This window comes from Gillisella vitis, assembly GCF_021559775.1.
Classification (GTDB): Bacteria; Pseudomonadota; Alphaproteobacteria; order Rhizobiales; family Rhizobiaceae; genus Allorhizobium; species Allorhizobium ampelinum.
On the sequence record NZ_CP056049.1, the window covers coordinates 69,266 to 95,609 of the forward strand.

Genomic DNA, 26,344 nt, shown 5'->3' on the forward strand with positions numbered 1-26,344 from the left:
AACATAATTGACTTGTTGGACCACCATATTTTCTTGTTGGTCATATCCGCCGCCGGCGGGCTATTTCACGTCGATATGAGGAACGCTGAAAAGCTTGGCGTTATCCGTTCAGAATGATGTGAGGACGCTGGTAGATGCTGAAACAGGAAAGAATGCCGCTTGATGGCGTAAGGGTCTTGGACCTGACCCGCCTGGTTGCCGGCAACATGATGACACTTCAGTTCGGGGATCTCGGGGCCGACGTCATCAAGGTCGAACAACCGGGGCGGGGCGATCCGCTTCGCGCCTGGCGGCATGGTGGCATGGATTTGTGGTGGCGAGAATATGGCCGCAACAAACGCAGTATCGCCCTGGATTTTTCCGCGCCGTCAGATCACGCGGCTCTTCTCGCCTTGATCGATCGCACCGATATTCTCTGCGAAAATTTCATTCCGGGAGGCCTTTCCAAATGGAACTTGTCCCACGACATTCTGCTGGAGCGAAACCCAGGACTGGTCATCGTCAGCATCACCGGATGGGGGCAAACAGGTCCTTATGCATCCCGCCCGGGTTTCGGCACGCTCGTTGAAGCGATGAGTGGGCTTGCGGCAATGACGGGGTTCCCGGATCGCCCTCCGACCATGCCCCCGATCCCGATCGCCGATATGGTAGCGGGTCTCTACGCCGCATTTTCGGCAATGGTGGCGCTTCGTCACCGCGATCTGACAGGGCAGGGGCAGGTGGTCGACATCTCATTGCTTGAACCGATCTTCTCGGTTCTGGGTCCGCTGGCTGCTGCCTACACGCTCACCGGCAAGACGCCGCAAAGGCGCGGCAACCGGTCTCCAAACAATGCACCGCGCAATACCTATCTGACCCGCGATGGAGAATGGGTCGTCATATCGGTCTCTACACCGGCCATGGCCGAGAAGTTTCTCCGGGTCTTTGGTTTGGGTCACTTGCTGAAAGATCCGAAATTCTCGACGCATGAAGCGCGTGTCGAGAATGGTGATGAAATAGATGCAATCGTCATCATGAAGCTGGCGGAGTATGATTTAGTCGATCTCCTTGCGATCTTCGAACGAGAAGGACTTGCTGGCGCGCCTGTCCTCGACGTCTCCCAGCTTCTTACAAACACCCATGTGCGCGAGCGCGGTGTCGTTGTGACGGTCGAGGATCCGGATTACGGCGCTTATCCAATGCACGCCGTCGTTCCGCGCTTTTCACTGACACCCGGACGCATCCGTTCCGTTGGGCCACGGCCGGATCAGAACCGGGCCGAAATCCTCGGAGAACTCAATCTTCCCGATGCGAAGCCAGCAGACGAGATGAAACTGGCGAGGACAGCCTGATGATGAAAAGCGCGGAAGAACTGCCACATGCCGTCTGGCGAACGGCCATAACCGATTTCGGTGACGGGCGTATCAACATCCGTGGCGTCCCCATCGAAGAGTTGATGCGTTGGGGCTCGTTCGGGGACGTCGTTTTTCTGCTCTTTGCCGGAAGAAAACCGAACGCTGGCGAGGGACGTCTTTTCAACGCCATTTTGATCGCGGCTTCGGATCATGGTCCGACATCGCCTTCCACATTGGCCGGCCGCGTGATCGCAAGTGGCAACAGGCGTGCACCAGAGGCTGCTGTTGCGGGCGGCCTGTTGGCGATCGGCGACGCGCATGGTGGTGCTGGCGAGGCATCCATGGTGATGTTGTCCGAGGCCTTGCGAGCTGCAGATAACGTTGGCAATCTCGACGCGGCCGCTCTATCGATCGTGAAGCAAGCCAAGGAACAAAAACGGCGCCTTCCGGGTCTCGGGCATCGGTTCCATGGTGCTGATCCTCGCGCTAACGCGCTTTTTTCCCAAGCAGAGGCCCAATCGGTTTCGGCCGGTCCCATTGCGATGATCAAAGCGATCGAACGCGCGCTGGAAACCGAGAGCGGGCGTCATCTGCCAATCAATGTCGATGGGGCTATCGCCGCTGTCTTGCTTGGTATGGGATTTGAGCCACTCATCGCGCGGCTCATCTTCATCATCGGGCGTTGTGCCGGCGTTGCAACCCACGTGCGCGAGGAACTGGAGCGCGAAAAGCCAATGCGCATCCGCTTCCCCTACATCTATGACGGCCCGCTGCCGATGGAGATGGATCGTCAGATTGAGGCTGCAGAATGACCTTGCTTTCCCACCATATTCTTCCCGAAGAGCGACGACCTAAACTCAAAGCGCTACTGGGGCGGGGGCGACCGCTCCGTTTTATGGAAACCCATAATCCCCTTTCTGCCATCGTAGCACAGACCGCTGCCGCTTTAACTTTGAACGGTGAAATGGCCCGCTTCGACGGGTTGTGGCTGTCTGGGTTCAGCATGGCCACATCTCGCGGTTTGCCGGATATCGAGTTGGCCAGGTTCGAGCGGCGCCTGGAGACCATCGAAGAGATTGTCGCCGCTACCGATCTGCCTCTTATCGCAGATGGTGACACCGGTGGAGAGAGCCTCGCTTTTCAGCTGCTTTGCGCCCGCCTTGAAACAATCGGCGTATCGGCTGTGGTGATCGAGGATAAAGTGTTTCCTAAGCGAACGAGCCTCGCCGATGGCGTTCGCCATGCGCTCGAGGATCCCCACTTGTTTGTTTCGAAGATCGCCGACGCGAAAAGTAGCCTTAGGAGCTCGGACTTTATGATTATCGCTCGTACTGAAGCGTTGATCGCAGGCGCGGGGATCGAGGAGGCATTGCGCCGCGCTGAAGTCTATCTGGAGTCGGCGGCAGACGGAATTCTCGTTCACTCTAAGGTGAATTCTGGAAAAGATGTCTTTGAATTTGCAACAAACTACCGCAGATTGTGCAGTGCAAAAGGCATCAGTAAGCCGCTCGTCGTCATACCGACCGCGTATCCGCAATTCTACGAGCGCGATCTGGCTGAGGTCGGGATCGATTTAGTGATCTATGGCAATCAACAGATCCGCGCGGCGCATGCGGCGATGACGAATGTCTGTCAGCTGATTTTGCAGCACGAAAGAGCTCTTGAAGCTCAGGATTCCATTTCTACGGTCAGAGAGCTGATCGACGCCGTTGGAAGTGGCGAGTGAGGAAAAACGAGGGGATTTAACGCTCGTGAGAGAAAAGCACCCTTTACCATATGTGAGTGCTGACGAAAGCTTAGCTCCGGATCATCCGGAAAAGTCGGCGCGGGTTTATATCTCGCTTCGAGATGACATCTATGCTCGACGGTGGAATGCGGGCAGCCAGTTCAATATTCAAACACTTGCAGACGAACTCAAGATCAGCCGGACGCCAGTCCGCGAAGCGCTGATTAGGCTGTCTGTTGAGCAACTCGTGCAGTTCCGTCCAGGGAAGGGTTTTTTCGCAAAGCCTCGATCCAGCGATGAGGAGCGCAATGAAATTGATCTGCTATTCACCATCTTGAAGGGATTTATTCAGAAGGGTGTCGATCACTTCACTGGGGAAGGATTGCACCAGCCATCCTCCTTCCCGGGAGATAACTCTAATGCCCTTCTCAGGGTAATGTTTATGGAAAATATCTACGAACGAATTGTTGCTCCAACCGGAAATCTAACTGCGACGCGCCTCGTTCGCGCCCTAATAGCCCGGACCACAACTGTTCGTAAGGAAATTATAAAAGACGAAGAGCTGGGCGACACGGTGTTTGCGCTCGCTCAAGAACTTGCGATTGAACTCGAATCGCAAAATCTGCGGCAAGCCCTGTTCCTTCTTGACAAAATTTCCGCAGTGAAAATCAATTTCATCACACCCTCGGCTCGCGTGGTTTAGGCTTTGTTTTGATTATGGAATGGCCCGGGTATCGCCAAGTTGTTTGCCCCCACGTTTTATCCAGTTTTGAGTTCGCTCCAGTGGTTTTGGGTTGCTGTATTCGGGGCGGTAGCGGCGGGTTGCGGTGCGGAGCCATTTCGGCTGCGCAGCACCGCATCACGTCGCGGGTTGATGGTCTGAGCGAACTCGGCCGGTGTCAGCCAGCCTAGACCAGAGTGTGGTCGATGATCGTTGTAGTCGCCTCGCCAGTTTGAAAGCCCTGCTCGAGCATGGTTCAGTGACGAGAAGAGCGTTTCATTCAAGAACTCGTCGCGCAGCCGCCCATTGAAGCTTTCGATGAAGGCGTTCTGGATCGGTTTGCCGGGTGCGATGTAATGCCAATCGACCTTCGTCCGATCCGTCCATTGCAGGATCGCGTTGCTGGTGAATTCGCTGCCATTGTCACTGACGATCATCTTCGGCTTGCCTCGTCCCTCGATGATCCGCTCCAGTTCACGGGCAACCCGCAGGCCAGAAAGAGACGTATCGGCGACGAGGCCAAGGCATTCTCTGGTGCAATCATCGACGACGGTCAGCACCCGGAACCTGCGCCCATCGGTGAACTGATCCGACACGAAGTCGAGGGACCAGCGGTCATTGGCGGCAAGCGGGATCAGCATCGGTGCTCGTGTGCCTATCGCCCGTTTCCGACCGCCGCGCTTGCGCACCGTCAGCTTCTCTTCCCGATAGAGCCGGAAGAGCCGCTTATGGTTCACAAGGTGACCCTCACGCCTGAGCAGCACATGAAGTCGTCGATATCCAAAGCGGCGGCGTTCATGCGCCAGCGCCTTCATCCGCTCGCGAAGGTCATAGTCATCGCAGCGCCTGGTCTCGTAACGGATCGTCATCCGGCAAAAGCCGATGGCTTTACACGCCCGCCGTTCGCTCATCTGGTGGTGATCCATCAGATGAGCGACAGCTTTCCGCTTTGCTGCGGGCGTCACCACTTCTTTCCCAAAAGGTCTTTCAAAGCCGAATTGTCGAGCATCGCATCTGCCAGGAGCCTTTTCAGCTTCGTGTTTTCGTCCTCCAGCGTCTTCAGCCGCTTGGCTTCGGATACGTCCATGCCGCCCAACTTGGCCTTCCACTTGTAGATGCTCGCATCACTGACACCGTGCTTGCGGCAAAGCTCCGAGACGGGCGTGCCCGCCTCATGCTCCTTCAGAATGCCGATGATCTGTTCGTCTGTAAAACGGTTGCGCTTCATTTCCTGGTCCTCTCAATCGGCCAGAGCTTATTTCAAAATGGATTAGTTCAGCGGGGCAAGGTCCGAGGCGAGTGCCAACAGGTGTCATACCTGGGCTGCATCCTTCGTCTGCCGCGCCAGCCGCCGGAGACGTTCACCATCAAAATCTTCACGTAACGAAATCCCCGATGGCATCGTAAACCTCCCGTTTGCGACAGAGATTCAGATTCACCGCGTTTTGGGAAGGCCAAAGAGTGGAAATCAGTGAGGCTGCATCTAAGCCGACGTCAGCCAGAAATTCCACTTATCCTAGCTGTGCAGATTTCCAGAGCCAGCTCTCGTCAGTTACGTCGGTTGTTACCAAAAGCGATCTTCTGCGCCGTTCCGTTTGGCCATCTTGTCCACCGCGTTGCACGAAACCGACTCACATGGATGGACCAACGGATGCAAAATATTGTTCAGGTTGCCGGCATTATTGATAGCGAAGAGGCGAAGCTCTGCTTTGAAAACGGCGCGGACTGGATCGGATTTCCTCTGCGCCTGCCGTCTGGAAAAGACGATATTTCTGAAGCTGACTCTACGACCATCATCAAAGGCCTCAAGGCACCGCAGCGCGCGGTTCTAATCAGCTACATGACGACCGCCGACGAGATATCGCAATTTTGCGACCAGCTCGGTCTGGATGCGGTGCAGATTCATGGCGATATTCCGATGGCGGAGCTTGCCAAGCTGCGTTCCGATCGGCCGGATCTTTACCTACTCAAAAGTCTGGTTGTGTCCTCCGACAACCTGCCGGAGCTGCGCAAATTGATCGATGACAGCGCCGAGTATGTCGATATGTATATCACCGACACGTTCGATCCGAAAACCGGTGCGAAGGGCGCAACCGGCTTGACTCATGACTGGAATGTGAGCGCGGAATTGGCCCGCTACTCCCCCAAGCCCTTGATGATGGCGGGCGGTCTATCGCCGGACAATGTGTATGACGCGATCCTTGCGGTGCGCCCAGCAGCAGTGGATGCGCATTCCTTGCTGGAAGGAGTGGACAAGCGCAAATGCGCGGAAAAGGTGCGGGCCTTCTGTGCCGAAGCCAAAAGGGCATTTTCCGAACTTTCGCTCCAGATTACCCAGTAGAGCGTCGCCATGCCTTTGATCGAACTTCCCCAAACGCAGAGATTGCGGGCGCTCCATGCAGAGATGCGCCGCGCGACCGCGCCGCGCGAGACTTTCGTCGCCAACGCCAATTGCGTGATCCGCAACGTGCTGGAGCTTTGTCTTGACCAGTTACCCTACTGTGATCGATCGGTGCAAACCCCTGTCGGGGCGACCTATCTGGGTGCGGAGCTGGATGCGCCCCTTTGCGCCGTTTCGATTGTGCGCGCGGGAGAAAGCATGGAATTCGAATTGTCCAAGATGCTGCCCGCCATTCCTATCGGCAAGATCCTGATCCAGCGCGACAAGATCACCAAACAACCAAGACTATTTTACAGCGCGCTGCCCGAAGATATCGCACAGCGCCATGTGATCATGATGGAGCCCATGCTGGCGACGGGTGGCTCAGCGCTGATGGCTATCTCGGAATTGCTGAAGAAGGGCGTGCAGGAAAAGCATGTCGTCTTTGCCAATATTCTCGCCTCCCCTGAAGGGATCAAGCGTGTCAGCGCGCGCTATCCCCATGTGACCATCGTGAGTTCATCGATCGAGCAGCAACTAAACCAGGAGGCGTTCATGATCCCGGGGATTGGAGATTTCGGGGATCGTTATTTCGGCACAATCAGTTCTGGAGGGCAAAATGGACAACAAGTCGAGGCAGCGGTTTGATCTGTTAATCACGGCGTTGGTTCCGCTCGTTTGGGGCAGCACCTATCTCGTGACAACCCAATTCCTGCCGCCCGGTATTCCGCTGACCGCGGCCGTTTTACGCGCTTTGCCCGCAGGGCTTATTCTGGTGTTGCTGCAAAGGAAAATGTTGCAGGGCCACTGGTGGTGGCGCGCGGCCCTTCTGGGGGTGCTGAATATTGGTGCTTTCTTTTACTTCTTGTTTCTGGCGGCTTATCATCTGCCCGGCGGGATTGCGGCGCTGCTGATGTCGATTCAGCCGGTTATCGTTCTCATTTACAGCGCGATTCTATTTCGCAACCCGGTGCGCGCAACGCAGATTCTGGCGTGCCTTTGCGCGGCGCTTGGGGTGGCGCTTGTCGCGCTGCGCTCCGATGTCATGCTCAATACCCAAGGGGTGACCGCGGGTCTGGCCGGGGCATTCTCGATGGCGACGGGGATGGTACTGGCCAAAAAATTCGGTCGTCCCGACAATATGTCGCTGCTGGCGCTGACCGGCTGGCAGCTGACCTTTGGCGGCTTGGCTCTGGTGCCCTTCGCGTTGATGACTGAGTCCTTTCCCGAAACGCTCACGCTGCGGAATATCGGCGGACTGAGCTATCTCAGCATGCTGGGGGCGCTCGTGACCTATGCGCTTTGGTTTAGGGGAATCGCACGTCTGCCTGCCTTGACCGTGTCGTTTCTTTCGCTTCTCAGCCCGCTGACAGCGGCCATTTTGGGGGCGATCTTTCTGGGCCAGACACTGACTTGGATTCAGTTTGGCGGCGGTATGCTGGTCCTGGTTTCGGTCTATCTGTCGCAGCCACAGGTGAGTTTCTTCGGCTTGGGCTCGGCGTTTCGGAAGCAATTATCAAGCAAACCGGCCCAAGGAGGATAATGCAGGTTACTACACCCATGTTGTGTACGTCTTTCACTCGTGAATCTCCCATCAAGAAAAGCAATTTTGATCATGACATGTAATAATAAATCCCCTTATTTATGTGCCGTGCGACCCGAATCGGACGGCAGCTTTGTGATTGAAACGGTACATGACGATGGACCGCATTCCAGTCTTGCTGCGATGCTGCATAAGGTCTCTTTGGCGCGGCCGCAGGATTTAGCGGTGCTCGGAGAGGCTGGGACTGGCTTCGACCTGACCTTCGCCGAGCTGGCGTGCGGCGCCGCGAGTGTGGCGGCGGCCTTGCAGGGGCTGCGGGCTGCGGATGTGGCAGGTATGTTCGTCGAACCGTCGGTATTGATGAGCCTCGCCCTTTGGGGGATCGTCTGGTCCGGGCGCGGCTATGTCCCGCTGGCGCCGGAATACCCGGATGAACGCCTCAGCTACATCATCGAGAGTAGCTGCCTGAAACAGGTGATCGTACAATCGTGCCTGGTCGATCGCCTGCGCGCGATCGCTCCGGCGGATGTTGAAATTCTGCGGATTGAAGAGCTTCTGGCGGGGTTTCGCAGCGACACACGGGCCGCGACAGAGATCGCACCGCTGCCCTCGGGCGGCGACCTGGCCTATGTGATCTATACGTCCGGCTCGACCGGGCGGCCCAAAGGTGTCGAGGTGCCGCGGTCCGCCCTTGTCCACCAGATCTGCTGGCTTGCCGAACAGCTTTATTTAACGCCCGACACGCGTATTCTGCAAAAGACCCCGATCAGCTTTGACGCCGCACAATGGGAAATTCTGGCCCCAGCGGTCGGCGCCTGCACGGTGTGCGGGTCGGTGGGCATCTATCGCGATACTGACGCGCTGATCGCGCGGATGGCGCAGACGCAGGTCACGCATTTGCAGGCCGTGCCGACGCTTCTCAGCGCTTTGTTGCAACACGAAGGCTTTCGGGCGCTCAATGACTTGCGCGCGATTTTCTCGGGCGGGGAAGCCTTGACCCGCAAACTGGCGGGGTCGATTCTTGCCAATATGCCTTGGTTGAAGCTGGTCAATCTTTATGGCCCGACTGAAACCACGATCAATGCCACCGCCCACGAGGTGCGCCCTTATGATCTGATCAATCTCAATCCGGTGGTGTCCATCGGCCATCCTGTAACAGGAATGCGTTGTCACGTCCTGGATGCCGATCTCAAGGCGACGGCAGTCGGCCAAGAGGGCGAGCTGTACATTTCGGGGCCGCAGGTGGCGCGCGGCTATCGAAATGCACCGGAGCAGACAGCCGAACGGTTCCTGCCATGTCCGTGGGGACAAGACGAACGTATGTACCGAACCGGAGACAAATGTGTTTGGCAGCCTGATGGCACGCTGCATTTTCTGGGGCGCGTTGATAACCAGATCAAGCTGCGTGGATATCGTGTCGAGCTTGAGGAAATCGCATCTTCTATCGCTACTAGTCCGTGGGTGAATGCCGCAGCGGTCGTGGTGATCAAGGATGCACGCAGTCAAGAAGACCGGTTGATCGCTTGTATCGAGCTAAATCCGCGTCAGGCAGCTGTGATGGATCAGGACGTGGCCGAAGGCCACCATCTCTCGAAACGGAACAAGCTTCAGGTCAAGGCGCAGCTTTCGAATGTCGGGTTGCGCGCCGAAAGGTCGGACGAACCCGTCGTGCCCTTGGTCGGACAACGCGAGACCGAACAGATGCGCGCCGAGGTGTTCGCCCGCAAAACCTACCGTTTCTTTGATGGCTCGCCATTGGATTTGCAAGCGCTCACGGCCTTCTTGCAAGATTGGCGGGCGCGGCTTTCGGGCGGCAAGATCGGGGCGTTCAAGCCGCTGACGCTTGAGCGCCTAGGGACCCTTCTGCGCTGGATGGGACAATTTCACAGCGAAGAGCGCTTGTTGCCCAAATACGCCTATGCCTCACCAGGCGCACTTTATGCCACGCAGCTCTACCTGGAAACATGCGGCGTGACAGGGCTGCAAGACGGGCTGCATTATTACGACCCCGCGCAGCATTGCCTGCGTTTTGTCGCCGCCAGCCATCCGCAAAGCGATCTGGACCGGGGCGCGGTGCGGTGCCATTTCGCCGGGCGCCATGCGCCGTTCGAAAGGGTCTATAAAACCAATATCGCAGAGGTCATGAAGATTGAGGCGGGGCATATGCTCGGGGTTCTAGCGCACCAGCTTGCAGCCTTGGGGCAAGGCGTGGCGCCTGCACCTACCTGCGAGGACCTGATCGCGCGTCTGGACCTGCCCGAAGAGGATTACAATATCGCCGCCTTCGATATCGTGCCGGCGGCACAGCGCTGGATGCCTGAACTGGATGTCTTTTTGCAAGCCCATTCCGCGACGCTGAGCGGGTTGCGGACGGGCACGTATCGCGTTTTCGAGGGGGATCTGATGTGGATCTCCGAGGAGATGATCCGCGAGAACGATGTTATCGCGATCAACCAGTCGATCTTTGCGCGATCCTCCTTTGGCCTTACCTTCGTGGGCCGCGATACGGATGAGACGCGCAACTATATTGGCCTTGGCTTCGCCCAGCATTGCGCGCAGGCCAACGCTGCATTCTTCGGTTTCATGGCGTCGGGCTATAGTTCGCATTCTGATCACCCTCTGCCGGCTGCCAAACGATTCGACCGTATTCTGGCGGGTTGCGGCATCGAAACGGGGCCCAGCTATTTCTCCCTCGGTGGGCGGGTCAGCTGGGCGCAGATCGAAAGCCAGGGCATGAATGAAGATGCGGTCCATATGGAAGGGCCCGCAGAGATGATCCGGAGGCAGCTCAAATGCAGCCTGCCCGATTATATGATCCCCAGCGATGTGGTGCTCTTCGATAAATTGCCGCTTTCGGCCAATGGCAAGATCGACTGCAACGCGATCAAATCTGCGCCGCAATTGCTCGAAGCACTCGCACCGCGTCCCTATATCGCGCCGGAAGGTCCGACGCAGATCGCTCTAGCATCGCTTTGGGCATCGCTGCTGTCGGTCGATGAAATTTCGCAAGAGGATGATTTTTTCGCGCTTGGCGGAAACAGCCTTAGGGCGATCGCGCTTTTGCACCGGATCAAACTGACTTTCGGCTGCGCGTTGCCGACCCAGGCGATTTTCGAACATACCGTCTTGCGCGTGCTGGCGCAGGAAATCGACAGGGTCCGGATAACCGACGGGACAGATGCGCCGAAGCGCTTAGTAAGACTGAACCAGCAGAACCAGGGACGGCCTATCTTCATCTGGCCCGGACTGGGCGGCTATCCGATGAATTTGCGGGCGCTGGCGCAAGAGCAAGCGCGTCCCGTCTTCGGCATACAGGCCCAAGGGCTGAATGAAGGCGAGACCCCCGCTGCAACGATTGCCGAAATGGCGCGCGACGATATTGCCGAACTTCTGGCCCGCCACCCCGAGGGGCCGGTGACGCTGTGGGGATATTCCTTTGGCGCGCGAGTGGCGTTCGAGGCGGCATGGCAGCTTGAACAGCAGGGGGTCGAAGTGGACCAACTGGTTCTAGTCTGCCCTGGCAATCCCTCGCTTCCGCCCGAGCTTGCCGCGCTCGATCCGACCAACAAGGCTCTCTCGCGCCCACGACAGGCGGTTTTGGGCGACCCATCCTATATGGCGATCCTGCTCTCGGTATTTGCCGGTCAGATTGATATTGGACGAACCCGCCGGATGCTGGCTATTGGCAATAGCGAGCCGGCCTTCCTTGACCATCTTTGCGCGGAACAGCCCGAAATGCCGCGGGAAATGGCAGCGCGGATCATCGGGATCGTCCGCACGACCTACCAGTTCGACTATACATTTGCCGAACTGCTCGGACGCCGGATCAACGCCCCGATGACGGTCATCAAAGCGAAGGGGGATGACTATTCCTTCCTTGAGCAGGCCACTGGCTTTGCTGCCCGCCCCGTGACCACTCTGACCATGCCACAGAACCATTATCAGGTGCTCCAGCGGCCATACGCGGCCGATCTGGCACGCCTCATCCAACACTCGGCCAGCCAGCAGGCTGGTGCGATTACCCCAGCTTTTCAGGATTAGACCTTGCCACATATCGATCTCGCTTATTTCGACCGCCCCCTCAGCGATGCCCAGCGCGCGCGTCTCGATGCTGCTCTGACCCAAGCGCTATGCGAAAGCCTCGACGTGCCAATTTCGGCCATCTCCATCGCGCTGGAGCCCGTCGCGCCAGAGGACTGGAACGCAAAGGTTGCCTTGCCGCGCATCGTGGCAAGCGCTGACAGGTTACTGCGGCGTCCCTGCTACACCTTACCGGAGGTATGAATGAAACAGGTTTCCCTGGATCACGGGCTGACACTGAAGTTCCAGTCCGAAGTAGCGGACGCTTTGGCAGAAGGCCGTCCGGTCGTGGCACTGGAATCCAATGTGATCACCCACGGCTTGCGCTATCCGCAAAATATCGACTGCGTGCAGCGTATGGAAACCGCCGTGCGCGACACGGGGGCGGTCCCGGCCACAATCTTCGTTGACGAGGGAGCCGTCATCTATGGATCGGATGAGCGGCTGCTTGCGCGCTTTGCTACGTCGGAAGGCATTCCCAAAGTTTCCAGTCGCGATCTGCCTTTCGTGCTCGCCAAAGGCGGGACAGGAGCCACGACGGTCGCCTCTTCGCTGGTCTGTGCACAATGGGCAGGCATATCCGTCTTCTCCTCGGCGGGTATTGGCGGGGTCCATCGGGGCGCCACACACAGCATGGATGTGTCGGCAGATCTTATCCAGTTCACCCGAAGCCGTGTCACTACGGTTTGTGCGGGGGCAAAGATGATTTTGGATTTGCCGCTAACGCTGGAGTTTCTGGAGACCCATTCCGTGCCGCTAGTCGGGTATAAATCTGACTATTTCCCGGCTTTCTTCTGCGAATCGAGCGGCTTGAAATGCCCGCAGAGGTTGGATGATCCGGCAGATATCGCGCGTGCGATCATCCTGCATGCGGCCTCGGGCGCTCCAGGCGGGGTGGTGGTTACTGTGCCGCCGCGGCCCGAAGACGCGGTGCCGCTGGAACTCGCCGAAGCCGCCCTCACCACGGCCCTGCAACAGGCGCAATCTGAGAATGTGACGGGCCCGGGCCTGACCAAATTCATCATGCGCGCGCTGGACACGGCCACTCACGGTAAGACCTCGCGCGCCAATGCCGCGGTGCTGGTGAGCACGGCACAAACCGCCGGAGATATCGCCGTAGCACTTGCGGAAATCGCGCCGCAGCGCAACGCGATCTTTCAACCAGTCAACTCATGAAAAGATATATCAGATGATAACGGATCTTACTTTCCAATCTACAGCTTATGGCGCCATTCGCGTCGCCAACCGCCTTGTCATGGCCCCGATGTCGCGCAATCGCGCTACGGTGCAAGGTCATGCGACCGCGCTGATGGCAAAATACTATGGCCAACGGGCAAGCGCTGGTCTGATTGTCAGCGAAGGGATGCATCCCTGTCAGGTCGGGCAAGGGTTCGCAAATGCGCCCGGTCTTTTCACCAATGAACAAGCGGCAAGCTGGAAGCCTGTAACCAAAGCCGTGCATGATAAAGGTGGCAAGATCGTCGCCCAACTCATGCATGCGGGGCGAATCGGGCATCCCGACCTCTATCCGTCCGCGCATGGTTCGATTGCGCCTTCGGCGGTTGCAGCGGCCGGAGAAGCCTATACGCCGGGCGGGATGAAGCCATACCCTCTGCCGCGAGAGATGACGGTGGCCGATATCGAACAGGCCATTGCCGATCACGTCAACGCGGCCAGACTGGCGATTGAAGCGGGGTTCGACGGGATCGAGGTACACGCCGGCAACGGTTTTCTAATCCATCAGTTCCTGTCGCAAAATACCAACCATCGCATTGATCAGTTTGGCGGGCCTGTCGAAAATCGTATTCGTTTCGCCCAGCAGACAATTGCGGCCTGTGCCGAGGCCATCGGGGCAGGCCGCGTGGGGGTAAGGATATCGCCCGCAAACCCCTATAACGACATTGCCGAAGGCGATACGGATGCGATCTATCGCGCATTGGTCCCTAGTTTGTCGTGTGATCTAGCTTATCTTCACATCATGGAAGCCAATAACCGTGACATGACGCAGCAAATCCGCGCCTTGTGGCAGGGGCCTTTCATCCTGAATCCGCATAAGGATACGCGGTCCTGGCCGACCTCTACCGAGGTGATCTCTCCAATCTTGAACGAGAACCTCGCTGATGGCGTGGCGCTCGGAGCATTGTTCCTTGCTAATCCTGATTTGGTTGCCCGTCTGAAGGTAGATGCTGTGCTCAATCTTCCCGACGAGGCGACCTTCTATGGCGGCGATAGCCGTGGCTACACCGACTACCCGACGCTCGATCAGGTTGTCTAGCATTTATGATCTTTGGGCTGCACCTCCCAGGTCGCTGACTACGGGAGGCCGAAGGAGCAGGGGCGGTCTCGGTCGCCCCACGCAGTCTGGCCCACACGGCTCAGAGCGTGTTTTCATGTCCAAGACGTTGCCGAAGAGTATGAGATTATGAACCTGCTCATTCTAGGCGCGACCGGTATGGTCGGACTCCATTAGGTGAACGCGTCACCGTGATCATATGGAGACGGCTTGCGCGCGTACCCCTTCGCCGTCGCTGCCGGCATCGTCCGACCTGCGCTTCGAGGCTCTTGATATTCTGTCGCAACCCGGACGGCTGGAGGCACTTTTCGCCCGTGATGATGTCACGCTATCCGCGCTTAATCCCGGCATCGGCGGGCAGGAGGGCTTGTTGGTGACCATGGCGCACAGCGGTTCGCTGTAGCGCTTTATATCTACTGCATAATTTTCACCTTAAATCGATTCCGATTTAAGGTGAAAATTATGCAATAGAGGCAGTGGGAAAAGCCAAAAAAGCGCCTCTATCTAACCGGCGGCGCAACGCCGCTTTATTTGGCAGATGGTCGCGGTCATACGGTTTTATCAGTGCCCGGATTTCTGCCCGAGGCTAGGTTTTTCGTCCGATAGCCGAAGCCTTCGACCGGCAGGACCATCTTTTGAGCGAGAGCGACGGTATGGACTGGATTTGCTTGCGTCCGGCGGCGCTTCTGACCGAGGAGCGGCGCACCGGACGCTATGCGCTTGGCCGCGATACGCTGATGACCCAGGAGGACGGGGTTCACTCATCTCTTATGCCGATTTCGCTGTCGCCATGCTGGACCTTAGAGCTTCGTGCGAAAGCGGGGCAGCGCCTTACGGTCGGATGGTAGGACCAATGCAGAAGCTGAAGCGTCTTCAAGCTTCGATTCCGATGATATGTCCCCCTTCAACGCGTTCACCGCGAACGGTGATCATAGCGGCCCCGCATGATGTCGTCGCAGACTGTCGCTTTTCACGCGACTGGCTTTCCTCAGAAGAGCTTCATCGTCTGGGCCATTTCCGCTCCGCGCTTGATCAGAGGCGGTTCGAAGCCGCGCATCTGCTGAAACGTTCCGTTCTTGCGCGACAGCGATGTGCATTTCAGTCTCAGCCACTGCAGCGCTTGGGTCGGGCTAGCCCTGGACCGGATGGCTCCTGTGGGGCTCGATATCGAACAGATGCCCGCCCGGGCTGTGTGGGGTGACGTTCTTCCGAATCTTGCGCCGCTTCCCACCGGACTGTCGGCGCTGCAATACTGGACCGCCATCGAAGCCACGCTAAAGGCCCAAAGAACGGCCTTTGCCTTGGTTCCACGGCTATTGCAGATGTGCGCCAGTGAGGACGGCTTCCAGGCCAGGTCGCCAGAATTCGCTGTGTCGGGAAGCTGGTGTCCTGCCGACGACCATCACCTTATCGCAGTGGCCGGCGGTGGGATCCAGCGCCTTTGGCATATTTCCCGCACCTCCAAAGATCTTGGAATACGGCTCTGTAGCTCGGTGTTTTGGCCTCTCACCAACACAACATCTGTGAAATCGGTTAGTTTACAAGCGTCTGTCAGCAAATCACTGTTTACATCTGCCGGAGCAGACTTTCATCGACTCAGAAATATGATATTACACAACAAATTTTCGGTTGTATTTAAAAATAAAGATTTTCAAGGAATGCGCTAATGGATCGATTTACCGCGTTGAAAGTATTTTGCGCAGTTATCGAAGCTCGAAGCTTTACTAAAGCTGGAAATAATATTGGACTCTCGCGTCCCGCGATCAGCAAGAATATTCGCGAGCTTGAGGCCCATGTTGGGGTGACCTTGGTCAATCGCACCACGCGCGGTGTCATGCCCAGCGAGGCAGGATCGCGATATTACCAGATTGTGAGCGAGCTTTTATGGCGTCACGAACAAGCCGATGAAGTTGCCAGCCAGAGCGGGGCAGAGCTTCGCGGGACCTTGCGCGTGACCATGCCTGTGACATTGGGACTGCATCTGATCCTTCCGGTCCTTCCGCAGTTCAATGAGGAAAACCCCGAATGTTCGCTGGATCTTTGCCTCAGCGAAGAGAAGCAGCAACTTGTTGAGGGAAATTTCGACGTGGCTGTGCGGGCCAGTCAACGCCTGGAGGATTCGACGCTGATGTCGCGCTGCATCGGCTCGGTGACCTATGCCATATGCGCAGCGCCCAGTTATGTGCAGAAGTCGCAAAGCCTCAAAAGCCCGAAGGATCTAGAGGATCATCAGCTCGTGGTACACGGTGCCAATATCGGCGACCAGAAATGGCGCTTTTCCGCTCAGGGGGAAAGTTGCTATGTTAGCGTCCGTGCTCAGCATAAATCGAATTGTAGCGAGGCGATCAAATCGCTGACCGTGGCAGGTATGGGCATTGCTCGTATCCCGCGCCCATATGTGTCCCGAGAGCTTGCGGAAGGACGCTTGGTGGAACTGCTCTCCGACTGGGCCATGGAACCGCTGACGATATATGCCATGTACCCGCAGAGCAATTTCCTGCCACGGCGCACGCGTCTTTTCATCGACTTCATGTCACGTGCCTTGAAAGTGTACTAGGTGTAAGTTCTCAGGATATAGCAGTTGATTATCGGCAGAGTCTGACCCAGTTTGTAACTTCGCCACGATCCACGCTCTACTAGGAAGAGCTTTTTAGTAGAAGCTCTTATCCTCGCTTAGGCGGGACAACACCAAATGATAAATTGGGTCAAATCTGGCCTATATCGTACAATTGAAGGTTTCCGTCATTTCCATGAATGGCATGTCGTTCTCGACGATGTCGTTGATCGGCAGAGTCTGACAACGTCCTCAAGTCCAATTCTGCCTCTGCACCTCCGGCCGGCTCTGCTGGCCGGGATAGCTATCGTTGAGCGTTCGGGGCCAGAGATGCTCCAAATGCTTCACAGTCAAATGATGGGCGAGAACAAGGCGCGCTTCAGCAGTGCCATCATAAGCTCCATCGGCGGTGAATTGGTTGATCTCATCTTCGATCTGATCCAGTAACGGCTCCAGCTGCGAAGCATCGCCAGCTTCCTGATCTGTCAGGCTATGGGCAGTGATCTCGCCACTGTCGGCATCAACAGCCAGATGCAGTTTTCGCCAGCCACGCCGGGACTTCGCTCCGTGTTTTTCTTCCAGCCATTGGCCTGCACCATAGATCTTCAGCCCAGTGCTGTCGCACCAGCACATGAATGGTTCCGTCCGCAACAGGCTGACGGTCGTTGCTTCTGTCCGATGGCCTCCAGGTTCTGGCCCTCCTACTCAGCTTGGTGGTATCGGGCACAGGCAAATCCAATCGCATCTATCAAGCACCGAACCCAGAAGCCCTTCGCTCTGGCGCAACCGTAATCCGAATACCATGCCCAGCATCAGCGTCGTTTCGATCGCCAGATCCGAATAGAGTGGCTGGCCACCAGGTATCTCGCGATGTGGAGCTGCCCAGCCCGCCAGCGCCTCCGGCGTTATCCAAAGGATCAAGCTGCCACGACAGAGAAGCCCTGCCTCATAGTCCGCCCAGTTCGTTACCTTGAACTTCATCTTATCGATGTGATGGCGGCGGGCGGCGTTATGTTTGTGCGGGATGCGGGATCAATCTTGCTATTTTCGATCGCAGTCACAGAGTTGCAAAATGTTGAAATTTGATCCCCGCACCAACGCCTCGATATATCCGTTTTTTTGCGCCATCGTCCATTAATCCAACAACCTCGACGCCCGTCCGCTTCTTCGTGTTGCGCTGTTGTAATAGCTCGAGGCCTGCTGCAAGGATCGATGTCGCGATTGTTCCATGGCCTCAGGCAGCGGAATGCCACGATTGGCCGCTTCGGTGAGATATCCCGATCGCAGGCCATGGGCAGAAAACTCGGCCGGATCAAGTCCCGCCAGGAGCGCGCGCTGCTTGACGATGTCGTTGATTGCCTTCGGATCGAGCGCGCGGGGAGACACATTCCCCCAACGATCGATCGCCCGAAACACACTGCCATGTTCAATGCGTGCAGCCGTAAGCCATGCATTCAGCGCCTCGACGGGACGGCCGGTGAGATAAACCACTTCGTCATTGTCCTCACCACTGGTCTTGGTCCATCCCAGGTGGATGGAGAGCGAGATAAGGGGAGAACCGCTATCAACGGGAATGGGCCCCTCTCTGCTCAGCTGTTCCATGCGCAGCCCGGCAATTTCGCTGCGGCGCCGACCGCCGGAGGCAAAGGCCACCATCAGAATGGCCCGATCGCGCAGATCCTTGAGGACGTCTGTGCGGCACGTGGCCAGCAGTTGCGAGAGGACGTCACCCGTGACCGCCTTGGCACTCTTGCGCTTCCTCGGCTGCGGCGTGGCACGCACCGAAAGCCGGATGGCAGACTTGAGGGCAGGGGAAGCGAACATTCCCTGCAATCCTCGCCATTTGGTCAGCGTCGACCAGGTCGCAAGCCGCCGGCGCACAGTGTCAGGCGCATGCGGGCCAGAGGCCCTCAAGAAGCCCTGACCACGAAGACTGCTCTCGACCTCGGTCGGCATGCCATGCTCCGGATCGCTCGAACGCTTTTCCGGGTCCCAAAGATGATGGGTGACGAATTTCAGGAGCATTGCTTCGGGGGCAGGCCAGGGGAGAGCGTTTCCTGTCGCCGCCAGTGACCAAGCCTGCAGGTAGGCGAGATCCGAGGTGAAGGCGCGCAGCGTATTGGCGCCCATGCCTTGGTTGACGAGGTGCCGGAGTGTCTCAACATCCTGGTCGGTCAACAGTTCTGCGAGTTCGTCGCGCCGCTCCATCGGGAGAACGGCGGCGATCGTGTCGAGTGTCGCCATCCGTCCCGCGAGTTGGGCGGGACGATCAATGCTCATGCTCAGCTGGCCCAAAGAGTGCAACACCTTCAGCGCGTGCAGCTTCCGCCAATCGGCGATCGAGTGTGGCAAGTGGGAGTTGCTCAAGAAGCGCAAGAGCGAGATAGGCGGCATCATAAGCGCTGAGACGATATTTCCGGGACAGGCGCACCACCTCTGTGTCGTCTCCGGGGCCGGTTAGTTGCATAGGCAATCCACGAAACCGTGCCAGAGCCGAATGAACAAAGTCAGCCGAGATGCGCTCGCGCCTCTCGGCGCTCAGGAGAATGCTGCGAATTTCGTGGCGAAGCAGATCGGGCGCTATGGCATCTTCCTCAGCCATGCGCGTCATCGCCTGTTCAGCGATCATGTTTTCTTCGTCCGGCAACAGCCACGCGCCCGCAATCGAGGCATCAACGACAAATGCCATCAGCGCCGGCCTTCCTGCTTCCAGTCCTGAATTTCCTGATGGGTGACAGGCTTGGCCTGGGCGCGCAACGCGCGAACGGATTCGATTGCGGCCATACGTTGCCGGCGTTCGTTTATGGCCACCAGGCGCGCAACCGGATCATTGCCACGCGCAATAATAAAGTCCTCACCGGCCTCGACGCGGGCCAGCAGTTCCGACAGATGCGTCTTCGCCTCGGCGACCTTGATGGTAACAGTCATAACACTTCCTTCGCTGATATTGGCGCGTTGTACCAAAGAGTAAGGGCGAAGCCGACGTTGGTCAATGGGTAGACTACATAACATCCGATAAGTGATACTTATCGATGGTTAGAGCACCAATTATCAAGCACACCATGTTAGGAACCTTAATTTCAAGATAGAGTTCCTTTAGCAAATCATTTACCATAATTTCAATGGCTTGCGATCTCGCAAAAATCAGCATGGCAGCATTGCTGGAGCCGGCATTCCGCGCCGGTATCGAACTGGCGCGCCTGGACGAACGTATCGCCCGTTCGCCGGTCGGACAGGGCTGGATCGAGCGTACCCATTTCGGCGACGCCTGCGCATCGCTGTGGATCGACGGCGAACTTGTCCATCTCGAAGATCTCGTCCTCCACGACGATATCAGAGATATTCGCACACCCACCCACGAACTGACAATCGCCCGTGACGTCCTGCACACGCGTCGGCGGATCGCCGGCCATCCCCGGATTGGGCGTTCTCTGCCGACGGCATCCGCTCGCTGCGGAAAACCGCGGAGATCGGGTCGGGCGGCGGGAACGAGGCGACGACGGCCGGGGTCATTCGGGCCGCGCCCTCGATCGGTGCGGAAGGCGAGGGGCCGATCGTGACGACGTCGAAGATCTCCCCGGCGTCGACTATGCCGCTATCGATGCGGTGTTGGTCCGATCCACGGCAGCAATCGAGAACGCCAGACGGCCCGGCCTCGCCGGCGGCCAGGAAAAAGATCCGATGGTCTACGACCTAGACTGGGATGAGGATGCCCGGCTCGACGAATGGCGCGGCGTGCTGCGCCAGGCCGAACACCTGCCGGCGGTGTTTCGCGCGATTGTCGCCCTCGATGCCTGGGACGAGATTTTGGTCTTGCAGCACGCGCCCTGGCTCGACCGCCTGTTTGCCGCATCCATCCTACGGGAAGCCGGCATCACCACCGGCGCCATCTCACCGCCATCAATACCGGCCTGAAAACCATTCCTGTCGATCGGCGCCGGCATCGCGACCGAGAGACCCGGCTGCTCGCCATGGCCCACGGTCTTTTGGCGGCGGCCGAGCTCGGGATGAAGGAGCACGACAGGCTGACGCTGGCGAAGACAATGATGGACCGGAAGTTGGAGTGGCGACGAACGTCTTCAAAATTGCCGGAGCTGGTCGAGCTGGTGATGGCAAAACCGTTGGTGTCGGCCGGGATGGTGGCGAAAACGCTCGAGGTCACGCTGCAGGCAGCGGGGCGGATCGTTTTGGAGCTGGGGTTGAGGGAGATGACGGGGAGGGGGAGGTTTCGAGCGTGGGGAATCGTATAGGCCCATATAACCTCTTTTCCGATGATTAAGTTGCGGCTATCAAACTGATAACGCAGAAAGAGACACGGGCAATGAAGAATAAGCCTGAGAAAAAAGCTGAGGTTGAGCCACTGCCCTCGAGGCATGTGTATCCTGGATACTCAGGTCTACAGGTCACTAGGTCACAATACTGCCTTGAATCTTCTGGCAAAACAGATAGCAGACCACCGCATCGTATTGCATGTTACAGACATCACGCTGCGCGAAGTGAGGCGGCAGATGCACGAACGCGTGCATGTCCTTCAAAAGGAACTTGCTTTACTTGAAAAAGATCTTCGGCGTTGGCGCAAGTCGGCTCCAAAATCTGGACCTAGCAATCCTGTGACGTTCGAGGCAGACGCCTTGACTGATGAGCTATTTGCTCAGTTTCATCGATTTGTGGTTCAGCAGTGTGGCGCCGTGGTTCACAAAGCTTTGGAACTATCTGCCGAGATTGTATTCGAAAAGTATTTCGATCGCGCTCCGCCGTTCGATAAAGAAGGGAGCAAGGAGTTTCCTGACGCATTCATGGTCGAGGTCCTTCTGGCTTGGTGTGAGGACGAATCCGAAAAGATTATCATCGTTACCAAAGATGCAGCGATGACGAGGGCAGCTCTAGCTACTCAGCAATTGGTTGCGATCGACAAGTTGCAGGTGTTGCTCGCGCGCGCTGCTGCCGATCTCGGTCAGGAAGGAGAGGACGCGGCTGAAGCCGTTTTAAATCATTCCGCGTTCGATCAGACGTTCAGGCAAGCTGTCGATCAGCAGATGAAAGATATGGGATATATCTATGTGGGCGATTTACCGGACGGCGAAGCCTTCGACGGTCATCTGCTTTCCATAGAGGCAATCGACGACTGGTCAATCGTTGGATTGAGCGAAACCCGTGTCAACCTCATCGTAGATGCTAAATTGCTGGCCCGCGTCGACGTCCAGTATGACGATCTAACCGGCGCAGTTTACGACCGAGAGGACGATCGATATTATGGCGCGGAGACTGCCTCCGTAGATGTCGAAGAGGTGGTAGACGTAGAAATTCTAATAGAAGTTGATCGAGGCTCAGGGATCGTTCGAGAGGCGAAAGTTCTTGATCATGATATCAGGATCTCTGGCCCCTACGAGGACATCTATTCCTGAATTGTATTTATTGGCCATAGACGCGGCCAAAGGCCATAAACCTCTCACTTGCACCCGGTGTGCTCTCCTTGATATGCCATAGCGATGTCTGGGTTACGAGGTTGAAGGGTTGCTCCTCTTCCGCCAACACTGCGGCTGCAGTCGTAGATATGATGAATCCGTCGCACTTTCCTTCCTTGACTGGCCTCTGCAAGGTATAGCGGTGTCGCTCAACAAAACTCATATTTAACTCCGTTAGGAACCGCTTGGCCGCTGTGCCATTTCTGTCGTAGATTACTCTACCTGGCGGTGTTAAGTCATCCAGATTCAGGGCGATGATCCCCTTCTTCTCGAACTTCGCCAATTGTCGGGTGCCTTTCTTGATCTGGCCGGTGACGTTGGCCTCCGACCAGATCTTCTTGCATGCGATAGGGTAATCCACCATTCCAAGTGCGACCATAATGTCCGGCTCCGCTGCCCGCGCGGGCATCCCTGTCTTCCTAAGATCGGCCAATAGCGCTATTTCCCATAAAGCGTCTTTACCCTGCGATAAGCTTCGGGCACCGGGCTGCATGACGCTATGCGCCATTCGTTTAAGCGCCTCCTGGATCCCGGGCTCATCCGGCAAGAGCATGATGGAATCGGCGAGCCGGTTCACGTGTGCGGCCTCGCATAGAATATTCGTGTTATACAGTTGCCCGATGAAGTTGACTCACGGGATTCCGTTTTGAGACAAATCATGCTTCAACATGGCGGAAGGAGATTTCGCCATGGGAACGGCACTCGATATCCGTCGGGACTACACGGCTGCAGACCTGCGTCAGCTTGCCAGAAAGAGCCGGGACGCGGACTGGTCCCGGCGATTGCTTGCTTTGTCGATGATCTACGAAGGCGGCTCGCGGAGCCAAGCCGCCTCTATGGGCGGGGTCGGTTTACAAATCGTCCGCGATTGGGTCGAGCGCTTCAATCAACACGGTCCAGACGGCCTGAAGACCAGAAAGGCCAAGGGCCGTGAGCCGCTGTTGAACGACAAGCAGCGCAAAGCGCTCATTGAGATCGTCTAGAAAGGTCCCGTTCCCTATCTCGATGGTGTCGTGCGCTGGAGACTTGTCGATCTGGTGCAATGGCTTTGGCAGGAGTATCGTATCTCGGTGAGCCGCCAGACGCTTGGGCACGAACTACAGGCGTTGGGCTATCGTAAGCTCACGGCCCGACCGAAGCATCATACACAAGACCCTCAAGCCATCGAGGATTTTAAAAAAGCTTCCCCGCCGCAGTGGCAGAAATTGCCGTCGGAGCAGCCCGAGGAAAACGAGTAGAGATTTGGTTCCAGGATGAGGCTCGGGTCGGCCAGAAGAACAAGATCACGCGCCGCTGGGCCAAACGCGGAACGCGGCCTACGGCGCCGCATGATCAACGCACAAGGTCGGCCTACATTTTCGGTGCAATTTGTCCAAAGCTTGGTAAGGCGGCCGCACTGGTCATGCCGTGGTGCGAAACCCATGCCATGACCCCGCATATGAGCGAAATCTCCCGCCATATCGCTGATGATGCGCACGCCATCCTCATTATGGATCAGGCGGGCTGGCACATGTCCAACAATCTCGTCGTGCCCGGCAACATCACCATCCTACCACTGCCGCCAAAGTCGCCGGAACTGAACCCGGTCGAAAACCTCTGGCAGTTCATGCGCCAAAACTGGCTCTCAAACAGGGTCTTCAAATCCTACGAAGACATCGTCAACCATTGCTGCGATGCTTGGCGCAAACTCGAAAGTCAGCCCTGGCGCATCAGTTCATTGGCCACCGAAAATGGGCAAATGAGTTCTGATCATTGAGCGGTGGTATAAGATCGGCACGGATGGCGCCAATACGTTTCCGTCGGCGATCAAAACATCGGTCGATAGCGGGCTGTTGCATCCAGATCCTGTGCACTATGCCACCAAGCATCTCCAACAAGGCATCGAAAGCGACCACTTCCGGCTGAAGAAGAACATGCCGAAGATCGGCGGGGTCCAGTCATTCAACACTGCGCGGCGAACCATCGCGGGTTTCCAGGCGATGCTGTGGTTGAGGAAAGGCTTCGGCTTTTCCGGCGGCTGGACCGTCAACGACCAGAACGATCTGCTTGCGCGCCTCTTCGGACTGCAAAAGGTTAACAAAGTATAAATGCACACCGTTTAGGGGATAATCGAGGCCCACGAAAATCTTTGCGACAAGCCCCTGGCCGTTCCACATATGAGTCAGACCCAGTCTTCGGTGCTGTTTCATAAGCCTGGAGAAGCTGGCACTTTCAGCGTCATCAAAAGATGACCTTCTTGTGTAAGGCTGGCAACTGCACTGCCATGATGCAGTTCGAGGGCTTTGCGCGTAATGGCAAGGCCAAGCCCGTGACCCTTCGCGGTTTCACCTATTTCGGATCGGGAAAACGGGAGAAAGATCCTCTCTAGATCGCAAGCGGGAACGCCGGGGCCATTGTCTGTAACGCTGATCGACAGGACATCCCGAAACGCCTGCGCCGTCACGGCAACGGTCGAATCGTCCGTTGTAAATTTGACTGCGTTTCGAACAACATTCTCTATGGCCCGGTAGATGAGTTCTCCGTTCAATGTTGCGATAAAACTGTCGCAGCCGCTATAGGTCACATCGACCCCCCGATCCTGCCCTTCAAAGCAGGCGTCATCGACAATCCGGGTTATCAGATCAATGAGATCAATGGTCTGGCGTTCTGGCGGTGCATGTTCGGGCGAGCTTATGCGTGCCAGCGTCAGGATCTCGTCGACAAGGGCGTCGAGCCGCATGACTTCCCGCCCCATACGCGAGGCGATCATATCGATGCGGCCCGGATTCTTGTCCAGCACGCCCAAAACGGCCTGTAATCTCGAGAGTGGCGAGCGGAGTTCATGGGAGACATCATGAAAGAGCCGTTGTTGCGCTTCCTGCAATTCCTGCAAGCGTGCGGCTGTCACATCGAAATCCATGGCCAGCGCCGTGATTTCATCCTGGCCTTTGCCGAAATTGCCGCCAATTCTGGTGTGAAAATCGCCTTTCGCCAAGGCACTGAGCCCATTCCTGAGCTTGGCGACCGGACCGACCAGATAGCGTGTGATCCAATAGGCAGATAACGTACTGGCAATAACTGTGGCGATCCAGGGCAAAGCATCTGGAAGCGCGTCCTCGATGAAATTATAATGTCTGAGTTGACTGGAAAGACGGAAACAAGCGCCGTCGTGATGGCGGTAAATGGTCAGGGTCTCGTCGTTACCCGTTGCGCATTGAAGATTCGGCACGGACGAAATACTAACAATCACCGGATTTGCGAAAGTGACCCACGCCTGTGCAAACTTACCGGCCTCGACCAAGCCTTTTTGCTCAAGGACTTCCCCTATGGTCTGCAAGACAAACGAGATGCGTTCTTGCTGCCTCTCGCTTTTCAGCGGAAACAGATGGAAGACCCTATCCAGTGAAATGATGCCGACGATGGACACGGTCATCGCCAGCCAGACGAAAATGAAGAATTTTCGGAAAAGCCTTGTCATCAAACATCCCGGATGAGTTGATAGCCTTGTCCGCGAACGGACTGGATCCAGGACTGCCCGTCCTCGCGTCGGCCCAATTTCTGCCGCACGCTGCTGATGTGGACGTCGATACGCCGGTCAAAGGCGACGAGCGGACGGCCAAATGCCTGCTTTGAGATAAACTGCCTTGAAATCAGCTGTCCCGCATTGCGCACCAAGACTTCAAGCAGGATAAATTCCGTTCCTGTCAATTCAAACGGCAGGCCTCGCCATTCCGCAGTTCTGTTGGCCGGGTTCAGAACCAGATCGCCGGATCGTAATTGCTCAGTCTCGACATCCTTGTCTGGTCCAACGCGCCTGAGGATAGCGCGTAGCCGGGCCACAAGCTCACCGGATGAACAGGGTTTCGCCACATAATCATCAGCACCCAGGTTGAGGCCGGAAATGCGGTCTACGTCATCGCCACGGGCGGTGAGCATGAGGACGGGGACCTCGCTGACACGGCGTATCCGCTGCAGAACATCAATTCCGTTCATTTGCGGCATCATGATATCAAGGACGACCATATCGATCCTGCGGGCAGCGATCTCAGCCAGTCCCTGCTTGCCATTGACCACTGCAAATACCGTGAAACCCTCCCCTGTCAGGTACTCACTCAGAATCGTGGTCAACTCCGTGTCATCATCAATCAAGAGTACATTGGTCATCGATCTGGTCTGCCATTGAACTTATAAAGGACAGGATAAACCGGCCGCACGGCTAGCAAGTGTTATTTTACCCAATTTTACACATCCCTGACGGCACTTAACATT

23 protein-coding genes and 4 pseudogenes are annotated in these 26,344 nt (G+C 56.9%); 19 read left to right on the forward strand and 8 right to left on the reverse strand.

Annotated elements, in window-relative coordinates:
- The first annotated feature begins 134 nt into the window (after positions 1-134).
- The 4 genes from AVCG78_RS22370 to AVCG78_RS22385 are packed head-to-tail and all read left to right on the forward strand — an operon-like array spanning position 135 to position 3,763.
- Positions 135-1,331: a CaiB/BaiF CoA transferase family protein gene (locus AVCG78_RS22370; RefSeq protein ID WP_071585404.1), complete on the forward strand. Its 1,197-nt coding sequence runs from the start codon at positions 135-137 to the stop codon at positions 1,329-1,331.
- A complete protein-coding gene (locus AVCG78_RS22375; protein ID WP_081355552.1) occupies positions 1,331-2,146 on the forward strand; it encodes a citryl-CoA lyase in 816 nt (271 codons plus the stop codon). Before AVCG78_RS22370 ends, AVCG78_RS22375 begins: the two co-directional genes overlap by 1 nt.
- Positions 2,143-3,060 carry an isocitrate lyase/phosphoenolpyruvate mutase family protein gene (locus tag AVCG78_RS22380; protein ID WP_071205866.1) on the forward strand — a complete coding sequence of 306 codons (918 nt, stop codon included), beginning with the start codon at positions 2,143-2,145 and terminating at the stop codon, positions 3,058-3,060. Before AVCG78_RS22375 ends, AVCG78_RS22380 begins: the two co-directional genes overlap by 4 nt.
- Positions 3,050-3,763, forward strand: coding sequence for a GntR family transcriptional regulator (locus AVCG78_RS22385; RefSeq protein WP_235694961.1), 714 nt, complete (start codon positions 3,050-3,052; stop codon positions 3,761-3,763). Before AVCG78_RS22380 ends, AVCG78_RS22385 begins: the two co-directional genes overlap by 11 nt.
- A gap of 56 nt (positions 3,764-3,819) precedes the next feature.
- Here the strand turns inward: AVCG78_RS22385 and AVCG78_RS22390 are convergent.
- A protein-coding gene (locus AVCG78_RS22390; protein ID WP_235694959.1) for an IS3 family transposase occupies positions 3,820-5,009 on the reverse strand; the annotation gives its coding sequence in 2 pieces (ribosomal slippage) (positions 3,820-4,760 and positions 4,760-5,009; 1,191 coding nt in all).
- A 423-nt stretch (positions 5,010-5,432) separates the two neighbouring features.
- Here AVCG78_RS22390 and AVCG78_RS22395 point away from each other — a divergent pair.
- The 11 genes from AVCG78_RS22395 (at position 5,433) to AVCG78_RS22445 (ending at position 16,634) form a co-directional block, all read left to right on the forward strand.
- Complete coding sequence (locus tag AVCG78_RS22395; protein ID WP_071205535.1) at positions 5,433-6,122, forward strand: phosphoribosylanthranilate isomerase; 690 nt, start codon at positions 5,433-5,435, stop codon at positions 6,120-6,122.
- A gap of 9 nt (positions 6,123-6,131) precedes the next feature.
- The gene (gene upp, locus AVCG78_RS22400) at positions 6,132-6,809 is read left to right on the forward strand and encodes a uracil phosphoribosyltransferase (protein ID WP_174089765.1); all 678 of its coding nucleotides are present in this window, start codon (positions 6,132-6,134) and stop codon (positions 6,807-6,809) included.
- The gene (locus AVCG78_RS22405; RefSeq protein ID WP_071205533.1) at positions 6,781-7,704 is read left to right on the forward strand and encodes an EamA family transporter; all 924 of its coding nucleotides are present in this window, start codon (positions 6,781-6,783) and stop codon (positions 7,702-7,704) included. Before upp ends, AVCG78_RS22405 begins: the two co-directional genes overlap by 29 nt.
- Before the next feature lie 135 nt (positions 7,705-7,839).
- Positions 7,840-11,745, forward strand: a complete 3,906-nt coding sequence (locus tag AVCG78_RS22410; RefSeq protein ID WP_174089764.1) for an amino acid adenylation domain-containing protein — start codon at positions 7,840-7,842, stop codon at positions 11,743-11,745.
- Between the two features lie 3 nt (positions 11,746-11,748).
- On the forward strand, positions 11,749-11,988 hold the full coding sequence (locus AVCG78_RS22415) for a tautomerase family protein (RefSeq protein ID WP_071205531.1): 240 nt from the start codon (positions 11,749-11,751) through the stop codon (positions 11,986-11,988).
- Positions 11,989-12,960 (forward strand): pseudouridine-5'-phosphate glycosidase, encoded by a 972-nt coding sequence (locus AVCG78_RS22420; protein ID WP_071205528.1) that lies wholly within the window; start codon positions 11,989-11,991, stop codon positions 12,958-12,960.
- A 79-nt stretch (positions 12,961-13,039) separates the two neighbouring features.
- Positions 13,040-14,059 carry an alkene reductase gene (locus AVCG78_RS22425; protein WP_071205526.1) on the forward strand — a complete coding sequence of 340 codons (1,020 nt, stop codon included), beginning with the start codon at positions 13,040-13,042 and terminating at the stop codon, positions 14,057-14,059.
- Between the two features lie 217 nt (positions 14,060-14,276).
- Positions 14,277-14,480: a hypothetical protein gene (locus AVCG78_RS22430; RefSeq protein WP_071205524.1), complete on the forward strand. Its 204-nt coding sequence runs from the start codon at positions 14,277-14,279 to the stop codon at positions 14,478-14,480.
- A 232-nt stretch (positions 14,481-14,712) separates the two neighbouring features.
- The gene (locus AVCG78_RS22435) at positions 14,713-14,925 is read left to right on the forward strand and encodes a hypothetical protein (protein ID WP_139191501.1); all 213 of its coding nucleotides are present in this window, start codon (positions 14,713-14,715) and stop codon (positions 14,923-14,925) included.
- Positions 14,926-15,153: 228 nt separating this feature from the next.
- Positions 15,154-15,744 carry a 4'-phosphopantetheinyl transferase family protein gene (locus tag AVCG78_RS22440; RefSeq protein WP_071205520.1) on the forward strand — a complete coding sequence of 197 codons (591 nt, stop codon included), beginning with the start codon at positions 15,154-15,156 and terminating at the stop codon, positions 15,742-15,744.
- Complete coding sequence (locus AVCG78_RS22445) at positions 15,744-16,634, forward strand: LysR family transcriptional regulator (protein ID WP_071205519.1); 891 nt, start codon at positions 15,744-15,746, stop codon at positions 16,632-16,634. Before AVCG78_RS22440 ends, AVCG78_RS22445 begins: the two co-directional genes overlap by 1 nt.
- A 354-nt stretch (positions 16,635-16,988) precedes the next feature.
- Here the strand turns inward: AVCG78_RS22445 and AVCG78_RS22450 are convergent.
- The 4 genes and pseudogenes from AVCG78_RS22450 to AVCG78_RS22465 all read right to left on the reverse strand — a co-directional run.
- Positions 16,989-17,612: pseudogene (locus AVCG78_RS22450) on the reverse strand (IS5 family transposase); the annotation flags it as partial.
- 153 nt (positions 17,613-17,765) lie between these two features.
- The gene (locus AVCG78_RS22455; protein WP_071584952.1) at positions 17,766-18,911 is read right to left on the reverse strand and encodes a tyrosine-type recombinase/integrase; all 1,146 of its coding nucleotides are present in this window, start codon (positions 18,909-18,911) and stop codon (positions 17,766-17,768) included.
- Positions 18,901-19,320 carry a type II toxin-antitoxin system VapC family toxin gene (locus AVCG78_RS22460; RefSeq protein ID WP_071205516.1) on the reverse strand — a complete coding sequence of 140 codons (420 nt, stop codon included), beginning with the start codon at positions 19,318-19,320 and terminating at the stop codon, positions 18,901-18,903. Before AVCG78_RS22460 ends, AVCG78_RS22455 begins: the two co-directional genes overlap by 11 nt.
- Positions 19,320-19,559 (reverse strand): type II toxin-antitoxin system Phd/YefM family antitoxin, encoded by a 240-nt coding sequence (locus AVCG78_RS22465; RefSeq protein ID WP_071205515.1) that lies wholly within the window; start codon positions 19,557-19,559, stop codon positions 19,320-19,322. The genes AVCG78_RS22460 and AVCG78_RS22465 overlap by 1 nt, the downstream gene beginning before the upstream one ends.
- A gap of 194 nt (positions 19,560-19,753) precedes the next feature.
- Between AVCG78_RS22465 and AVCG78_RS22470 the strand changes: the two are divergent.
- Together AVCG78_RS22470 and AVCG78_RS22475 are read left to right on the forward strand one after the other, a co-directional pair.
- Positions 19,754-20,881, forward strand: a pseudogene (locus AVCG78_RS22470) (RHE_PE00001 family protein).
- A 174-nt stretch (positions 20,882-21,055) separates the two neighbouring features.
- Positions 21,056-22,036, forward strand: a complete 981-nt coding sequence (locus AVCG78_RS22475; protein ID WP_139191500.1) for a PIN domain-containing protein — start codon at positions 21,056-21,058, stop codon at positions 22,034-22,036.
- A 7-nt stretch (positions 22,037-22,043) separates the two neighbouring features.
- On the opposite strand, the gene AVCG78_RS22480 is transcribed toward AVCG78_RS22475, so the two are convergent.
- Positions 22,044-22,673, reverse strand: coding sequence for a hypothetical protein (locus tag AVCG78_RS22480; RefSeq protein ID WP_071205513.1), 630 nt, complete (start codon positions 22,671-22,673; stop codon positions 22,044-22,046).
- A 112-nt stretch (positions 22,674-22,785) separates the two neighbouring features.
- Here AVCG78_RS22480 and AVCG78_RS22485 point away from each other — a divergent pair.
- A pseudogene (locus AVCG78_RS22485) lies at positions 22,786-23,845 on the forward strand (IS630 family transposase).
- A 17-nt stretch (positions 23,846-23,862) separates the two neighbouring features.
- A pseudogene (locus AVCG78_RS22490) lies at positions 23,863-24,183 on the forward strand (DDE-type integrase/transposase/recombinase); the annotation flags it as partial.
- A gap of 98 nt (positions 24,184-24,281) precedes the next feature.
- Here AVCG78_RS22490 and AVCG78_RS22495 read toward each other — a convergent pair.
- Both AVCG78_RS22495 and AVCG78_RS22500 read right to left on the reverse strand, forming a co-directional pair.
- Positions 24,282-25,553 carry a HAMP domain-containing sensor histidine kinase gene (locus AVCG78_RS22495; protein WP_071205512.1) on the reverse strand — a complete coding sequence of 424 codons (1,272 nt, stop codon included), beginning with the start codon at positions 25,551-25,553 and terminating at the stop codon, positions 24,282-24,284.
- Entirely contained in the window at positions 25,553-26,239 is a 687-nt protein-coding gene (locus AVCG78_RS22500; protein WP_015918560.1) for a response regulator transcription factor, read from the reverse strand. The genes AVCG78_RS22495 and AVCG78_RS22500 overlap by 1 nt, the downstream gene beginning before the upstream one ends.
- Positions 26,240-26,344 lie beyond the last annotated feature (105 nt).

Coding starts and splice junctions, on each gene's coding strand:
- AVCG78_RS22370 (WP_071585404.1), top strand. CDS start 135: ATGCTGAAACAGGAAAGAATGCCGCTTGATGGCGTAAGGGTCTTGGAC.
- AVCG78_RS22375 (WP_081355552.1), top strand. CDS start 1,331: ATGATGAAAAGCGCGGAAGAACTGCCACATGCCGTCTGGCGAACGGCC.
- AVCG78_RS22380 (WP_071205866.1), top strand. CDS start 2,143: ATGACCTTGCTTTCCCACCATATTCTTCCCGAAGAGCGACGACCTAAA.
- AVCG78_RS22395 (WP_071205535.1), top strand. CDS start 5,433: ATGCAAAATATTGTTCAGGTTGCCGGCATTATTGATAGCGAAGAGGCG.
- upp (WP_174089765.1), top strand. CDS start 6,132: ATGCCTTTGATCGAACTTCCCCAAACGCAGAGATTGCGGGCGCTCCAT.
- AVCG78_RS22405 (WP_071205533.1), top strand. CDS start 6,781: ATGGACAACAAGTCGAGGCAGCGGTTTGATCTGTTAATCACGGCGTTG.
- AVCG78_RS22420 (WP_071205528.1), top strand. CDS start 11,989: ATGAAACAGGTTTCCCTGGATCACGGGCTGACACTGAAGTTCCAGTCC.
- AVCG78_RS22425 (WP_071205526.1), top strand. CDS start 13,040: ATGGCCCCGATGTCGCGCAATCGCGCTACGGTGCAAGGTCATGCGACC.
- AVCG78_RS22430 (WP_071205524.1), top strand. CDS start 14,277: ATGGAGACGGCTTGCGCGCGTACCCCTTCGCCGTCGCTGCCGGCATCG.
- AVCG78_RS22445 (WP_071205519.1), top strand. CDS start 15,744: ATGGATCGATTTACCGCGTTGAAAGTATTTTGCGCAGTTATCGAAGCT.
- AVCG78_RS22455 (WP_071584952.1), bottom strand. CDS start 18,911: ATGAGCATTGATCGTCCCGCCCAACTCGCGGGACGGATGGCGACACTC.
- AVCG78_RS22460 (WP_071205516.1), bottom strand. CDS start 19,320: ATGGCATTTGTCGTTGATGCCTCGATTGCGGGCGCGTGGCTGTTGCCG.
- AVCG78_RS22465 (WP_071205515.1), bottom strand. CDS start 19,559: ATGACTGTTACCATCAAGGTCGCCGAGGCGAAGACGCATCTGTCGGAA.
- AVCG78_RS22495 (WP_071205512.1), bottom strand. CDS start 25,553: ATGACAAGGCTTTTCCGAAAATTCTTCATTTTCGTCTGGCTGGCGATG.
- AVCG78_RS22500 (WP_015918560.1), bottom strand. CDS start 26,239: ATGACCAATGTACTCTTGATTGATGATGACACGGAGTTGACCACGATT.